Source organism: Plantibacter sp. CFBP 8798, assembly GCF_014841195.1.
GTDB classification, from domain to species: domain Bacteria; phylum Actinomycetota; class Actinomycetes; order Actinomycetales; family Microbacteriaceae; genus Plantibacter; species Plantibacter auratus.
The window spans coordinates 648,862-662,915 of the sequence record NZ_JACYTS010000003.1 but is presented as its reverse complement, the minus strand read 5'-3'; the positions used below and the strand labels follow the sequence as shown (position 1 = coordinate 662,915).

At 69.3% G+C, this 14,054-nt stretch carries 13 protein-coding genes and 1 tRNA gene; 11 read left to right on the top strand and 3 right to left on the bottom strand.

Annotated elements, in window-relative coordinates:
* The first annotated feature begins 19 nt into the window (after positions 1-19).
* The gene (locus IFU30_RS15640; RefSeq protein ID WP_191941804.1) at positions 20-883 is read left to right on the top strand and encodes a polyphosphate kinase 2 family protein; all 864 of its coding nucleotides are present in this window, start codon (positions 20-22) and stop codon (positions 881-883) included.
* 16 nt (positions 884-899) lie between these two features.
* Here IFU30_RS15640 and IFU30_RS15635 read toward each other — a convergent pair whose 3' ends face one another.
* Positions 900-2,138 (bottom strand): isochorismate synthase, encoded by a 1,239-nt coding sequence (locus tag IFU30_RS15635; protein WP_342450878.1) that lies wholly within the window; start codon positions 2,136-2,138, stop codon positions 900-902.
* A gap of 88 nt (positions 2,139-2,226) precedes the next feature.
* Positions 2,227-3,069 carry a helix-turn-helix domain-containing protein gene (locus tag IFU30_RS15630; RefSeq protein ID WP_192005936.1) on the bottom strand — a complete coding sequence of 281 codons (843 nt, stop codon included), beginning with the start codon at positions 3,067-3,069 and terminating at the stop codon, positions 2,227-2,229.
* 101 nt (positions 3,070-3,170) lie between these two features.
* Here IFU30_RS15630 and IFU30_RS15625 point away from each other — a divergent pair, with 101 nt between their 5' ends.
* The 8 genes from IFU30_RS15625 (at position 3,171) to IFU30_RS15590 (ending at position 11,901) form a co-directional block, all read left to right on the top strand.
* Positions 3,171-3,851 carry an SDR family NAD(P)-dependent oxidoreductase gene (locus IFU30_RS15625; protein ID WP_079706659.1) on the top strand — a complete coding sequence of 227 codons (681 nt, stop codon included), beginning with the start codon at positions 3,171-3,173 and terminating at the stop codon, positions 3,849-3,851.
* Between the two features lie 63 nt (positions 3,852-3,914).
* Entirely contained in the window at positions 3,915-4,619 is a 705-nt protein-coding gene (locus IFU30_RS15620) for a demethylmenaquinone methyltransferase (protein ID WP_192005934.1), read from the top strand.
* Positions 4,620-4,769: 150 nt separating this feature from the next.
* The gene (locus IFU30_RS15615; protein ID WP_085514037.1) at positions 4,770-6,329 is read left to right on the top strand and encodes an APC family permease; all 1,560 of its coding nucleotides are present in this window, start codon (positions 4,770-4,772) and stop codon (positions 6,327-6,329) included.
* A 175-nt stretch (positions 6,330-6,504) separates the two neighbouring features.
* Positions 6,505-6,942, top strand: coding sequence for a hypothetical protein (locus IFU30_RS15610; protein WP_079706662.1), 438 nt, complete (start codon positions 6,505-6,507; stop codon positions 6,940-6,942).
* A gap of 102 nt (positions 6,943-7,044) precedes the next feature.
* Positions 7,045-8,106, top strand: coding sequence for a polyprenyl synthetase family protein (locus tag IFU30_RS15605; RefSeq protein ID WP_079706663.1), 1,062 nt, complete (start codon positions 7,045-7,047; stop codon positions 8,104-8,106).
* Positions 8,107-8,219: 113 nt separating this feature from the next.
* Complete coding sequence (locus IFU30_RS15600; RefSeq protein ID WP_079707009.1) at positions 8,220-9,605, top strand: FAD-dependent oxidoreductase; 1,386 nt, start codon at positions 8,220-8,222, stop codon at positions 9,603-9,605.
* Between the two features lie 96 nt (positions 9,606-9,701).
* Positions 9,702-10,799, top strand: a complete 1,098-nt coding sequence (locus tag IFU30_RS20115) for a hypothetical protein (protein ID WP_197977656.1) — start codon at positions 9,702-9,704, stop codon at positions 10,797-10,799.
* A gap of 64 nt (positions 10,800-10,863) precedes the next feature.
* A complete protein-coding gene (locus tag IFU30_RS15590; RefSeq protein ID WP_192005932.1) occupies positions 10,864-11,901 on the top strand; it encodes an alpha/beta hydrolase in 1,038 nt (345 codons plus the stop codon).
* A 296-nt stretch (positions 11,902-12,197) separates the two neighbouring features.
* Here IFU30_RS15590 and IFU30_RS15585 read toward each other — a convergent pair whose 3' ends face one another.
* Positions 12,198-12,686, bottom strand: a complete 489-nt coding sequence (locus IFU30_RS15585) for a YajQ family cyclic di-GMP-binding protein (protein ID WP_056014685.1) — start codon at positions 12,684-12,686, stop codon at positions 12,198-12,200.
* A gap of 53 nt (positions 12,687-12,739) precedes the next feature.
* On the opposite strand from IFU30_RS15585, the gene IFU30_RS15580 reads away from it, so the two are divergent.
* Both IFU30_RS15580 and IFU30_RS15575 read left to right on the top strand, forming a co-directional pair.
* Positions 12,740-13,504 (top strand): lytic transglycosylase domain-containing protein, encoded by a 765-nt coding sequence (locus tag IFU30_RS15580; RefSeq protein WP_192005930.1) that lies wholly within the window; start codon positions 12,740-12,742, stop codon positions 13,502-13,504.
* A 105-nt stretch (positions 13,505-13,609) separates the two neighbouring features.
* Positions 13,610-13,691, top strand: a tRNA-Tyr gene (locus IFU30_RS15575).
* The last annotated feature ends 363 nt before the right edge of the window (positions 13,692-14,054 follow it).

Here is a 14,054-nt window from a genome sequence, read left to right as displayed (position 1 = left end):
CTGCAGCCAGAATGGGCGGATGACGGCATCGAAGCACGCATCGACCTGGACGGCACCACCCCGAGACACGCTGCGCGTGGGGGAGGGGTTCAGCCTCGCCGACGTCGATCCCTCATCGACGCCGGGCTTCGACGGTGACAAGCAGCAGGGCCGGGTCGAGCTCGACACAGGGGTGCCCGCGCTGTCCGAGCTGCAGGAGCGACTCTTCGCGGCGAGCACGCAGGGAGCCCCGGAAGCGGTGCTCCTCGTCCTGCAGGCGATGGACACGGCGGGCAAGGGTGGCATCGTCAAGCACGTCGTCGGCTCGGTCGACCCGCAGGGCGTGCACCACCACGCCTTCAAGAAGCCCACGGAGGAGGAGCGCTCCCACGACTTCCTCTGGCGGGTTGAGCCGCACCTGCCGAAGCCCGGTCAGATCGGCGTCTTCGACCGTTCGCACTACGAGGACGTCCTCATCGGTCGGGTGCGTCAGCTCGCCGAGCCGGACGAGATCGAGCGTCGGTACGGGGCGATCAACGACTTCGAGGCGGGCATCGTCGCGAGCGGGACCCGCATCGTCAAGGTGATGCTGCAGATCAGCGCCGACGAGCAGAAGGAACGGCTCGCCGACCGGCTCGCGCGTCCGGACAAGCACTGGAAGTACAACCCGGGCGATGTGGACGAACGCGAGCTGTGGCCGGCCTATCAGGACGCCTATCAGGTGGCGTTCGAGCGGACGAGCACCGAGGCCGCCCCCTGGTTCGTCGTGCCGGCGGATCGCAAGTGGTACGCGCGCATCGCGGTCCAACGGTTGCTGCTCGACGCCCTCGAGGACATCGATCCGCAGTGGCCGGCGGCCGACTACGACATCGCCGTCGAGCAGGCACGACTCGCGGCGAGCTGAGCCGAGGTTCCTCGGCTCAGCCGAAGGCTTCCACGATCGGACGGAACTTCATCTTCGTCTCGACGAGCTCCGTCGCAGCGTCCGAGTCGGCGACGATGCCACAGCCGGCGTAGGCGGTGATGTCACCGTCCGGCGCGATCTGCGCACAGCGGAGGGCCACCGCCCACTCGCCGTCACCCGAGGCGTCCACCCACCCGACCGGACCGGCGTAGCGACCGCGGTCGAACGGTTCCAGCTCGCGGATGAGGGCGACGGCGTCGCGCGTCGGGGTCCCGGCGACGGCGGCCGTCGGGTGCAGGCCGTCCATGAGGTCGAGCGAGGACGAGCCGTCCGAGAGCCGACCGTCGATGTCGGTCGCGAGGTGCCAGAGGTTCGGCAGTTTGAGGGTGAACGGGGCCTCGCTGCGGCGCAACTGGGGGCTGTGTGCCTGCAGGGCGGTCAGCACCGACTGCACGGCGAACTGGTGCTCACCCTGGTCCTTCGCGCTCGTCATGAGTGCGACGGCCTGGTCGTGGTCGCTCTCGGCGTCGGGACCACGCGAGATCGTGCCGGCGAGGACGCGTGCCGAGACGGCACCCCGATCCACTCGGACGAGCGTCTCCGGGCTCGAGCCGATGAAGCCGTCGACCGCGTAGGTCCAGCAGTCGGGGTAGCCGAGGGCGAGGTCGTGGAGCACTCGGCGGCGGTCCGCTTCCGCGGGGAGGTGCCCGGCCAGGTCGCGTGCGAGCACGACCTTGCTCAGGCCGCCGGCCTGGATGCGGGCGATGGCGCGCTCGGCCGAGTCGAGGTAGCCCTCGCGGCTCTGCACGCCGGGGGTCAGCTGGATGCGGTACTCGGGCCCGTAGGCCGTGGTCACCGGATCGACGTCCTCGGCGCCGTCGCCGAGGGAGACCCGCGTGATGAAGCTCGCGTCGGGGTACCGGCCGATGATCGTGCGCGGCACGATGAGGACGCTCGTCGCGGAGGACTCGTCGTCGAAGGCGAACGTGCCGAACGCGACCAGGCCGGTCCCGGGCCGACGCACCTCGTCCGTCACCACTGCTGCGGCGCAGACGTCCCGCCAGGCCGCCGCGGCACGCGTGAACCGGTCGGGGCCCGAGAACTCCAGGCGGAGCGCCTCACCCAGTCCGACCAGCCCGTGTCCCTTCCGCACCCAGAGGAGCGGCGAGGTCTGGTCGGCGAACGGGAGGAGCTGGCGCGGGTCGTCGATGGCGACGGTCTGGGCGACCAGTGACGAGGTCAGGGGAATGGTCACCGTTCAACCCTACGCCCGCGCAGGAGGGGGTCCTCCCCGCCGCAGCCCGACGGGTGGAGGGTCGGTCACCGCCTCGTCGGCGAGGCGTTCACCGGCCGGACGTCCCGATCGTCTGCAACCCGGTGACCCCGAGCAGTGCGAGTTTCGCCGCGTCCTCGGTGCCCGGTGCCGCCGTGTACACGACGATGCGCAGGTCGCCGCCCGGCGTGGACAGGACGTCGCAGTCGACGGTGATCGGTCCGACCGGCGTCCGTGTGACCGTCTTCCGGCTCGCCCGGTGCTCCGCGACCCTGGCCTCCGTCCAGCGCCGCTCGAACTCGGGTGACACCGATCGCAGCCGGGCCACGAGTCGTGCGAGCTCGTCGTCCCGCGGGTAGCGCCCGACCGCAGCCCGGAGGTCTGCGGCGAGGTCGCTCGCGAACTCCTCCTCATGCTGCTCGTCGAAGTCCGTGCCGTCGTGCCCCGCGGTGAAGTGCCGCCACACCAGGTTGCGATCGTCGCCGACGAGGGCGGAGGGATCGCCGTTCACCGCGGCCCACAGCGGGTTCCAGAGCAGGATGTCGTGGGCGGCGGAGAAGACCGCCAGTGGCACGTCACCGAGCCGGTCGACGATGCGCTGCACGCCCGGACCGATGTGCCGCGGGACGACCCCGGGCGGTGGTGGAGCGGCTCCGGCGACGCGGTAGAGGTGGTCGCGCTCCTGATCCGTCAGTCGCAGTGCGACCGCGAGGGCCCGCAGCAGCTGCGGTGAGGGATTCCGGGCGCGACCCTGCTCGAGCCTGACGATGTAGTCCACACTGATGCCGGCGAGGGCGGACAGCTCCTCGCGGCGCAGGCCGGCCGTCCGTCTTCCTGGGCCGGCTGGGAGACCGACCTCGGCAGGGGAGACCCGTTCGCGCCAGGCCCGGAGCACGCCGGCGAATTCGTCCATCCGGCCATTGTGCCCCCGGTGGCGGTCCGCATCCTGGTACTGCCGGTCCCCCTGTCGACCGGGGCCTGGCGGACCGACCATGCCGGGCGGAGCATGGACCCATGACCACCACACTCATCACCGGGGCCAACAAGAGCCTCGGACTCGAAACCGCACGCCGACTGATCGACGCCGGCCACACCGTCTACGCCGGCATGCGCGACCTGGGTCGCGGCGATGCCGTCGCCGCGCTCGGCGCCCACCCCGTCCAGCTCGACGTCACCGACCAGGCGAGCGTCGACGCGGCGCTCGCAGCGCTCCCGGAGCTCGACGTGCTCGTCAACAACGCCGGCGTGCTCGGCACGTCCTTCGGCGTGGACGACCTCACCCCGGAGTCGATGCAGGACGTCCTCGACACGAACGTCGTCGGTGTCGTCCGCGTCACCCAGGCCGCGTTGCCCCTCCTGCGCCGATCGTCCCGACCCGTCATCGTGAACGTCGCCTCGGGAGTGGGATGGCCCCGCTTCCTCACCTCCGAGGAGGCCGACGAGTTCGCGGTACCGACGATCCCGTACGCCGCGTCGAAGGCGGCCGTCATCACACTCACCGTGCAGTACGCGAAGAACCTGCCCGGGTTCCGGGTGAACGTGAGCGACCCGGGCTACACCGCAACCGATTTCAACGGACACGGTGGCCATCAGACGGTGACCGAGGGGACGGACGCGACCGTCGCGCTCGCCCTGCTCGGTCCGGACGGTCCCACCGGGGAGTTCCACAACCGGCACGGACGCATCGACTACTGAGCGCGAGCCTGGGAGCCGTGCTCGGACGGCCGGCTCCCAGCGGCGCGGACGTAGGATGGACGGGTGAACCGCGCCGACCTCTCCAAGCAGCCCGAGCAGGTCTCGGCCATGTTCGACGACGTCTCGACGAAGTACGACCGCATGAACGCGGTCCTCTCCGTCGGGAACGACGCCCTGTGGCGCATCGCGACCACTCGTGCGGTCGGTCCGGCCGCCGGTGAGCGCATCCTCGACCTCGCGGCCGGCACGGGCACGTCCTCCGCGGCGCTGGCACGCAACGGTGCACAGGTCGTGGCTGCCGACTTCTCGCCCGGCATGATCGCCGTGGGTCGCGACAAGTACGCCGACCGCTCCGACATCCAGTTCGTCGAGGCCGACGCGACCGACCTCCCCTTTGCCGACGAGGAGTTCGACGCGACGACGATCTCCTTCGGCCTCCGCAACGTCGTCCGCCCGAAGGACGCCCTCGCCGAGATGCTCCGGGTCACGAAGCCCGGCGGCCGGATCGTCATCTGCGAGTTCTCCACGCCGACCCTCGCCCCGATGCGCGCCGCCTACAACCTCTACCTCGAGCGCGTGATGCCGCTCGTCGCCGGCGTCGCATCGTCGAACGCCGAGGCGTACACCTACCTCAACGACTCGATCCGCGCCTGGCCGAGCCAGCCGGAGCTGGCCGCCTGGCTGCGTGAAGCGGGCTACGAGCACGTCGCGTACCGCAACCTCACCGGCGGAATCGTCGCCCTACACCGCGGACTCAGGCCGGCCTGAGTCTCGACACCGTCGGGGTTCGTCTCGGCATTCTCGAGGGGTGGAACCTGTTGATCCCGTCACTTCCCGCGAGTCGGCGCGACTGATTCCGTAGCCCGGTCCCGAACGGGAGCATTGACACACGGGTGCGCCCGGCCCTACCGTTCCGTCATGACAGCACAGGACACGGCCCGCGGGTCGCAGCCGGCATCACCCACCGGCGGCAAGGGTCTCGCCACCGGCACCCTCGGCCTCTTCGGCTCCGTGATCATCGGCTTGGCGTCGACCGCGCCGGTGTACTCGCTCGTCGCGACGCTCGGGTTCGTCGTGCTCGCCGTCGGTGCCCAGGCGCCGATCGCCTTCATCGTCGCCTTCATCCCGATGCTGTTCATCGCGTTCGCCTACCGCGAGCTGAACCGCGACGTACCGGACTGCGGCACGACCTTCACCTGGGCGACGAAGGCCTTCGGCCCGGTCACGGGCTGGATCGGCGGGTGGGGCGTCGCGCTCGCCGGCATCGTGGTGCTCGCGAACCTCGCACAGATCGCGGGGCAGTACCTGTGGTTGCTCATCGGTGACGGCTCCCTCGCCTCGAACGTCCCGCTCGTCACCGCGACCGGTGTCGTGTTCATCGCCCTCATGACGTGGGTGTCGTACCGCGGCATCGAGCTGGGGGAGCGGATCCAGAACATCCTCCTCGCGGTCCAGTACCTCGCCCTCGTGCTGTTCGCCGTGTTCGCCTTCATCGGAGCGTCGAACGGCACCGCGCCCGACGCGACGCCGATCTCGCTCGACTGGTTCAACCCGTTCGCGTTCACCGATTACCACGGCTTCATCGAGGCGGTGCTGCTCGCACTCTTCATCTACTGGGGTTGGGACACCTGCCTCGCCCTGAACGAGGAGACGAAGGACCCGCAGAAGATCCCGGGCCGCGCGGCGGTCATCTCCACGGTCATCCTGCTGGTCACCTACGTCACCGTCACGGTCGCCGCCATGGTCTACGCCGGACTCGGGACCACGGGCACCGGCCTCGCCAACGAGGACAACGCGAACGACATCTTCCTGGCGCTGAAGGACCTCGTGCTCGGACCGTGGGCGTGGATCCTGGTCGTCGCCGTGCTCATCTCGGCGGTGTCGTCGACGCAGACGACGATCCTCCCGACGGCGCGCGGCACGCTCGCGATGGCTGCCTACAAGGCGCTGCCGAAACGGTTCGCGACCGTCCACCCGACCTTCAAGACGCCGTCCTTCTCGACGCTCGTCATGGGCATCGTGGCGATCGTCTACTACGTCGGCATGACGCTCGTGAGCGAGAACATCCTCGCGGACTCGATCCTCTCTCTCGGACTCGCGATCGCCTTCTACTACGGCATCACCGGGTACGCGTGCGTCTGGTACTTCCGGAAGGTGCTCTTCCGCTCCGCGCAGGACTTCTTCTTCAAGGGCCTCTTCCCGCTCCTTGGGGCGCTCATGCTCACATTCGCCTTCGTGCAGAGCTGCATCGACATGTTCGACGTCGACTACGGCTACACGGTCCTCTTCGGCGTCGGCGGCACGTTCGTCATCGGCGTCGGTTCGCTGGCCTTCGGTTTCGTGCTCATGCTGCTCTGGTACAGCCGGAAGTCCTCGCGGCCCTTCTTCCGCGGGGAGAGCCTCAACCGCGACACCGAGGTCCTCGTGCCCGACGAGCCGATCGAGTACGGCCGCTCCGTCGACGGCGGTCTCGCCTGACCTCCGGTCCCTGAGCCTCACTCCGGTCCCTGAGTCTCCACTCCGGTCCCTGAGCCACCCCTTCCGGTCCCCTGAGCCTCCCCCTTCCGGTCCCTGAGCCACCCCTTCCGGTCCCTGAGCCTGTCGAAGGGCGCATTTCCCGGGGCCGTCCAGGCGGGCCGGGCATACTGGTGGGATGTTGGACACCCTGCCAGGCGGCCCGTGGATCTGGGGCGTCGCGATCGTCGGTCTCGTGCTCGTCGTCATCCTCCTGAACGCCAGGCGGGCGAAGTCCGCGTTCGCGAAGCCGTACGAGCGCTACGACACCACCGAGATCCCGCCGGACACCCCGGGTACCCGTGAGTTCATCGTGCGAGACGACGCGACCGGTGCGCGGCTCCAGTTCGTGGCGTCCGGGCCGTCGGCCAGGATCGCCCTCGTCGTCGTGCCGCCGAAACACCTCGGGACCGGCGTCGAAGCGGGCCTCTTCCGCGCCGCGTTGCCGACCGCCCAGGGTGTCGACGCCTGGACCTGGCCGCCGCTCAACACCGACGGATACTCGATGCTGCTCGACCTCGCGCACGAGTTCCCGCATCTGGCGTTCTACGACGCCGAGGGCGTGCGACTCCGCTGAACCGAGTCATGTGGTCCGACCACAGCTGCCAATCGCCTGATCGCGCCCGTGGATTCCGGTCCTCCGGCACAGGTGACGGGCTGCCCCGGCTAGGCTAGAGCTGTGAATCCCAGCGCGACCCGCCGTGTCAGCAACCTGGCCAGCCAGGCCGGGCTTGCCGAACGCATGTTCGCGACCGGTGCAGACCGGAAGCTCGCCAAGACCATCGACGACGGCGTGGCCCGCCTCGAGATCGGTCTGGAGGAGCAGCTCGGGTTCACCGACGACCTCGTCGACGTCACCGCGCGCTATCTGCTCGAGGCCGGCGGCAAGCGGGTCCGCCCGCTGCTCACCATGCTCATCGCCCAGCTCGGCGACGGCATCACCGACAACGTCCTGCGGGCGGCCGAGGCGATCGAGATCACCCACCTCGGCTCGCTGTACCACGACGACGTCATGGACGACGCCGACAAGCGTCGCGGCGTCCCCAGCGCCCACCAGGTGTTCGGCAACAACACCGCCATCCTCACCGGCGACCTCCTGTTCGCGCGCGCCAGCCAGATCATGGCCGACCTCGGCGAGCGGGCGATCCGGATCCAGGCCGCCACGTTCGAGCGCCTCGTGCTGGGGCAGCTGCACGAGACCACCGGCCCTCGCGAGGGTCAGGACGAGGTCGAGCACTACATCCAGGTCCTCGCCGACAAGACCGGCTCGCTCATCGCCGCCGCGGCCCGGAGCGGCGTCATCTTCTCCAACGCCCCCGAGGTGTACGAGAGCGCGGTCGTCGAGTTCGGCGAGAAGGTCGGCATCGCCTTCCAGCTCATCGACGACGTCATCGACCTGTCGCCGCAACCCGAGGAGACCGGCAAGGTCCCCGGCACCGACCTGCGGGCCGGCGTCGTCACCCTCCCCATGCTCTACCTGCGCCGCGAGGCGGTCGCCGACCCCGAAGCCGCGGCCCTCGTCGCCCGTCTCGACGCCGAGGTCACGGAGACGGACCACGACCCTGTCCGGTTCGCCGCACTGGTCGCCACCCTGCGCGACCACGCCGTGACCGCGCGGACCTTCGCCGAGGCGCGGCAGTGGGCCGACGAAGCGATCGCGGCACTGGCACCGCTGCCCGACGGCTCGGTCAAGAAGGCGCTCGTGCACTTCGCGAAGGCGATCGTCGACCGAAGGAGTTGATGGCGGCGCCGCTCCACCGGAGCGGCACGGCATCCCAGACGCGCATGCATGACGGCCGGAGCGCTCAACCGGCCGCACCCGGAACCCCGCACGGGGACACGAAAGGAACCACCGTGACCAAGCTCAGGCTGGCCATCGTCGGCGCAGGACCCGCAGGCATCTACGCGGCGGACATCCTCCTGAAGGCGGAACGGAAGTTCGACGTCTCCATCGACCTCTTCGAGCAGCTGCCGGCCCCGTACGGCCTGGTCCGCTACGGCGTCGCGCCCGACCACCCGCGTATCAAGGGGATCATCAACGCGCTCCGCGACGTCCTCGACCGAGGCGACATCCGGATCTTCGGCAACGTCCGCTTCGGCGTCGACATCACGCTCGACGACCTCAAGCACCACTACAACGCCGTGATCTTCTCCACGGGCGCCGTCGAGGACGCCCCGCTCGACATCCCGGGCATCGACCTCGACGGGTCGTACGGCGCCGCCGAGTTCGTGAGCTGGTTCGACGGACACCCCGACGTCCCCCGCACCTGGCCGCTCGAGGCGGAGTCGATCGCCGTGATCGGCAACGGCAACGTCGCGCTCGACGTCGCACGTATGCTCGCGAAGCACCCGGAGGACCTGCTCCCGACCGAGATCCCGGCCAACGTCCACGAGGGGCTGCAGCAGTCGCCCGTGACCGACGTGCACGTCTTCGGGCGTCGCGGGCCCGCGCAGGTGAAGTTCACGCCGCTGGAGCTCCGCGAACTCGGGGAACTCAACGACGTCGACATGATCCTGGCCGACGAGGACTTCGACTACGACGAGGCGTCGAAGGCGGCGGTGGCGAGCAACAAGCAGGTCATGGTCATCGACCGCGTCCTGCAGCAGTGGCGCAAGCGCGAGACCGGCCAGGCCTCGCGCCGACTGCACCTGCACTTCTACGCGAAGCCGCTCGAAGTCGTCGACGACGGTTCCGGCAAGGTCGCCGCCTTCCGGTACGAGCGGACGAGACCAGACGGTCAGGGCGGGGTCGAGGGCACGGGTGAGATCCGCGAGGTCCCGATCCAGGCGCTCTACCGCGCGGTGGGGTACTTCGGAAGCCCGCTGCCCGGCGTGCCGTTCGACTCGCGGCACGGCGTCATCCCCAACCACGAGGGCAAGGTCCTCCACCCCGAGAGCAACGAGCGCGTCCCGGGCGTCTACGCGACCGGGTGGATCAAGCGTGGTCCGGTCGGCCTCATCGGCCACACGAAGTCGGACGCGATGGAGACCATCAGTCACGTCATCAACGATCAGGCGGACTGGTGGGCGCCCGCGGAACCCGAGGAGGAGGCCGTCGTCGCGCTGCTCGAGTCGCGTGGCGTCGCCTACACGGACCTCGAGGGCTGGCACCTCCTCGACCAGCACGAGATCGCGCTCGGTGAACCACAGGGTCGTGCCCGCATCAAGGTGGTGCCGCGCGAGGAGATGGTGGCGATCTCGCGGGCGCAGTCGTCGGATGACGGGACACCGTCCGCCTGAGTCGCACCGGCGACGGTCGCAATCCGGCCGATCGCCGCGAGTCAAGCCGCTTCACGGAACCCGGTTTCGGCGCGAGTCGGTCACTATGCTGGACGGATGACCGACCCCAACGCGCCCCAGAACGTCCCGTCGGAGCAGCCGACGTCCGTACCGCCGTCCGAGCCGCCGGCATTCGTCGCCGACGGCCAGCAGCAGCAACAGCAGCAGCCGCGCTACGGCGAGATGCACCCGGACCCCGTGCAGCAGCAGTGGGACCAGACGAGCCAGCAGACCCCGGCTCCGCAGCAGGGTGGCCAGTGGGGTCAGCCGCAGACGGGTGAGCAGGCGGGCCAGTGGGGTCAGCCGCAGCAGGGCCAGTACGGCCAGCCCCAGCACCCGGGCCAGCCGCAGCACACCGGCCAGTACGGCCAGGACACCGGCCAGTACGGCCAGCCGCAGCAGACCGGTCAGTACGGAGCCCCCCAGGGTCAGTACGGTCAGCCGCAGCAGGGCCAGTACGGTCAGCCGCAGCAGTACGCGCAGGCTCCGAAGGCGCCGAACCCCCGTGCGCGCGAGACGCGTCTCGCCCTCGTGTCGGTCGGGATCGCAGCGGGTATCGCCGCGGCCGTCGCCCTGGTGAGCCTCATCGGGTCGTTCTTCAGCATCTCGGAGTTCTACCCCATCGGCGACGTCCTGTTGAGCTTCGGCGCGAACCTCGTCAACATCGCCCTCTGGGGTGCGGGAGCAGCTCTCATCCTCATCATGGTCCGTCCGCTCACCCGGGTCCGCACCGCCCGAGACCTGATCCAGTCGGTGGGCATCGCCGCGGCCGTCGGCACCGGCGTCATGCTGCTCATCGTGCTCATCGTCACCATCGTGCGCGGCGTGGTCGAGCAGTACGGCACGCCGGCGTTCTTCGTCAATCAGGGCTTCCTCTCGCCGATCCTCTACGGGATCACCCTCGCCGGCTTCCTCACGATCGGCGCCGTGCTCGTGACGCGGTTCGTCGCACCCGAGGGCCTCGCCGACGCTCCGCGCGAGCAGCACAGTGGTCAGCAGCACGGTCAGCAGTTCCAGCAGGGTCAGCACGAGCAGCAGGGGCAGCACCAGCAGGGTCAGCACGACCAGGGCTCCCACCAGCAGCACGGTCAGCCGCAGCAGCCCTACGGACAGCAGCCGCAGGCTCCGCAGCAGCACAACCCGTACCAGCAGTAGTCGGAGGTCGGGTGGTCGGCGCGCGAGCCCGACCACCGATCACCGGGCGCGGTAACGTGACGGTATGGCCGGATCTCGAGGGTGGACCGCCGACATCCTCGGCGAGGGCTTCCAGCAGCGCACGCTGACCCTCGAACCGGATGACGAGGGCGACGTCGTCGCGACCCTCGTCCGCTACCGGATGCCGCCCCTCGAACAGCTGGGCGAGTTCCTCCTGCCGGACGTCGCGGACGGTATCGACGTCCTCTACGTCCACGGCTGGTCCGACTACTTCTTCCAACGTCACCTCGCGCGATTCTGGGCCAGGCTCGGTGCGCGGTTCTACGCGCTCGACCTGCGCAAGTACGGCCGGAGTCTCCGTCCGCACCAGACGCCGGGGTACGTCGACGACCTCCGCACCTACGACGAGGACATCGAGGCCGCGCTCGCGGTGATGGGGCACGGCTCCGAGGAGCATCCCGCGGGGCGGCGGAACCGGCGCCGACTCGTCCTCCTCGGCCACTCGACCGGCGGGCTCACCCTGAGTCTCTGGACGGCCAGGAACCAGGATCGCGTCGCCGGTCTCGTCCTGAACAGTCCGTGGCTCGAATTCCAGGCGAGACAGCTCGGGCGGCTCGCGATCGCCCCGCTCGTCCAAGCCGGATCGCGGATCGACCCACGTGCGCAGCTCCCTGTCGTCGACCTCGGGTTCTACACCCGCTCCGTGTCGAGCACGATGGACGGCGCCTGGGACTACGACTTCGCCTGGCGTCCGCTCCACGGCTTCCCGTTGCATCCGGGATGGTTGAACGCGATCCTGCGAGGGCATCGGCTCGTCGACGCGGGCCTGCAGCTGCGTGTGCCGGCACTCACGCTGCTGTCGGCGCGGAGTGTCCTGCTGCCGCGGTGGAACGACGCGATGATGCGCAGTGACACGGCGCTCGACGTCGACGCGGTCGCGGAACGCGCACTCGATCTCGGCGAGACCGTCACGATCGTGCGCCTCGACGGCGCCTTGCACGACGTCTTCCTGTCCGAGGAGCCCGTCCGACAGCGTGCGTTCGAGCAGATCGTCGCGTGGGGACGTGGCTACCTCACGAAGCCGCCGACCGTCGGCCGCTAGCGTTCAGCGGGCGGGAGGCGCCGTCGCGAGCCCATCGGACGCCGCGGATCCGGTCGGCCGGCGGCGAGCCAGTCGGCGTAGCTGTGATTCGCGCCGATCGCGCACCAACACGGGACACCGACCTCCTGGCCGGCGCGCGAGGTCCGGAAGAGTTCGAGATGCGACCCGTCCGCGGGTCTCTGATGATCCACTGCTCCACTCCAACCATCGAGCCCGCTCGTGCGGGTGCTCCGGTGAAGAGAGTGGTGCGGGGGCCGATCATGACGCGATCGAGGTGATCGACCGCGTCCGACCCGCTAGCGGTAGTTGACGAACTGGAGGTCGATGTCGAGGTCGGCACCCTTGAGCAGCGCCATGGTGGCCTGGAGATCGTCACGACTCTTCGACGAGACGCGGAGCTCGTCGCCCTGGATCTGCGACTTGACCGACTTCGGGCCCTCGTCGCGGATGAGCTTGTTGGCCTTCTTCGCGATCTCCTGGCTGATGCCCTCCTTGAGGGTCGCCTCGATCCGGTACTCCTTGCCGCTCGCGAACGGGTCGCCGACCTCAAGGCTCTTGAGCGAGATGCCGCGCTTGATGAGCTTGGACTCGAAGACGTCGAGGATCGCCTTCACGCGCTCCTCGGTGTTGGCCTTCATGAGGATCTTCTCGCCGCTCCAGGCGATCGAGGCACCGACGTTCTTGAAGTCGTACCGCTGCTCGACCTCCTTGTGCGCCTGGTTGAGGGCGTTGTCCGCCTCCATCTTGTCGACCTTGCTCACGACGTCAAACGATGAATCTGCCATGTGGACCATGGTAGCGCCGGTGTCGCTCAGGCAGGTGTGGTTGGGTGGGTGCGATGCGCAGCCCGGTGAAGCAGGACCAGCGGACCATCGTCGGACGACGAGGGGCGCTCGCCGGAGCGACCCTGGCGATCGGTGTGCTCGTGTTGAGCGGTTGCGCTCCCGAGCCGGACCCCGTCCCGTATGCGGTCCCCGTCGAGCTCCCGCCGAAGAGCGACGCCCCTGACGGCGGTGTCGCGAACGTCGACCTCGCCGACTCCCAGTGGATCACCGAGGTCGCCGAGGCGAGTGGCATCCCCGAGCGCGCCCTGCGTTCCTATGCCGGTGCCGCCATCCGCAAGGCCGAGCTGACGCCGGAGTGCGGTATCGGCTGGACGACGATCGCGGCCGTCGGGTTCGCCGAGAGCGACCACGGTCGCCACGACGGCTCGAAGCTCGGCGAGGACGGTGTCGTGACGCCGCCGATCTTCGGTGTGCCGCTGAAGGGTGGCGAGACCGAGGAGATCACCGACACCGACCAGGGGGTCATCGACGGCGACCCGGTCCATGACCGTGCCGTCGGGCCGTTCCAGTTCATCCCGCAGTCGTGGGAGAACTGGGGGACCGACGCGAGCGGTGACGGCGTGCTCGACCCGCAGAACCTCGACGACGCGGCGATGGCGGCCGCGAACTACCTCTGCCGGGCGAGCGACTACGACATGCGGACGGAGGACGGCTGGCTGAGCGGGATCCGGGCGTACAACTCGTCACCCGAGTACCTTCGCCGGGTCGCCGCCGCGGCGAACGAGTACGCCGAAGCTGCGCCGTCCGACGAGCGCTGAGCGGCCCGGTGACGGATGCAGATGCTGATTTCGCGTCCGGCGGTCTGACGGCTATATTGGTCAAGCGCTTTCGGTTGGCTGTTCGAAAGTCGGTCGGGCGCGCTTGGCGAGTTACCCTAGCGGCCAAAGGGATCTGACTGTAAATCAGACGGCTCAGCCTTCGGGGGTTCGAATCCCTCACTCGCCACGGACAAATCGCCTCATCCTCGGATGGGGCGATTTTTCGTTGTGCTGGCGAGCGTCTGGCGGGAACCCCCGCCGGTCCCTGAGCTGCGCCGCCCTGAGCCTGTCGATGCGTCGACGTGCCAACGGCGAACCCCACGAACCCGACATGCCTCCTCCGGTCCCTCAGTAACCCGCTCCGGTCCCTGAGCAACCCGCTCCGGTCCCTGAGCTTGTCGAAGGGTGCACGGAGAACCCCGCGAATCCGGCACGCCTCTCCCGATCCCTGAGCTTCGAAGGGCACACGGAAAACACCGCCAATCCGGCCGACCTCCTCCGGTCCCTGAGCTTGTCGAAGGGCACATGAGGAGACCTCCACAGCCGACAC

Coding starts and splice junctions, on each gene's coding strand:
- IFU30_RS20115 (WP_197977656.1), top strand. CDS start 9,702: ATGACCGACCCCAACGCGCCCCAGAACGTCCCGTCGGAGCAGCCGACG.
- IFU30_RS15610 (WP_079706662.1), top strand. CDS start 6,505: ATGTTGGACACCCTGCCAGGCGGCCCGTGGATCTGGGGCGTCGCGATC.
- IFU30_RS15630 (WP_192005936.1), bottom strand. CDS start 3,069: ATGGACGAATTCGCCGGCGTGCTCCGGGCCTGGCGCGAACGGGTCTCC.
- IFU30_RS15615 (WP_085514037.1), top strand. CDS start 4,770: ATGACAGCACAGGACACGGCCCGCGGGTCGCAGCCGGCATCACCCACC.
- IFU30_RS15580 (WP_192005930.1), top strand. CDS start 12,740: ATGCGCAGCCCGGTGAAGCAGGACCAGCGGACCATCGTCGGACGACGA.
- IFU30_RS15640 (WP_191941804.1), top strand. CDS start 20: ATGACGGCATCGAAGCACGCATCGACCTGGACGGCACCACCCCGAGAC.
- IFU30_RS15585 (WP_056014685.1), bottom strand. CDS start 12,686: ATGGCAGATTCATCGTTTGACGTCGTGAGCAAGGTCGACAAGATGGAG.
- IFU30_RS15590 (WP_192005932.1), top strand. CDS start 10,864: ATGGCCGGATCTCGAGGGTGGACCGCCGACATCCTCGGCGAGGGCTTC.
- IFU30_RS15625 (WP_079706659.1), top strand. CDS start 3,171: ATGACCACCACACTCATCACCGGGGCCAACAAGAGCCTCGGACTCGAA.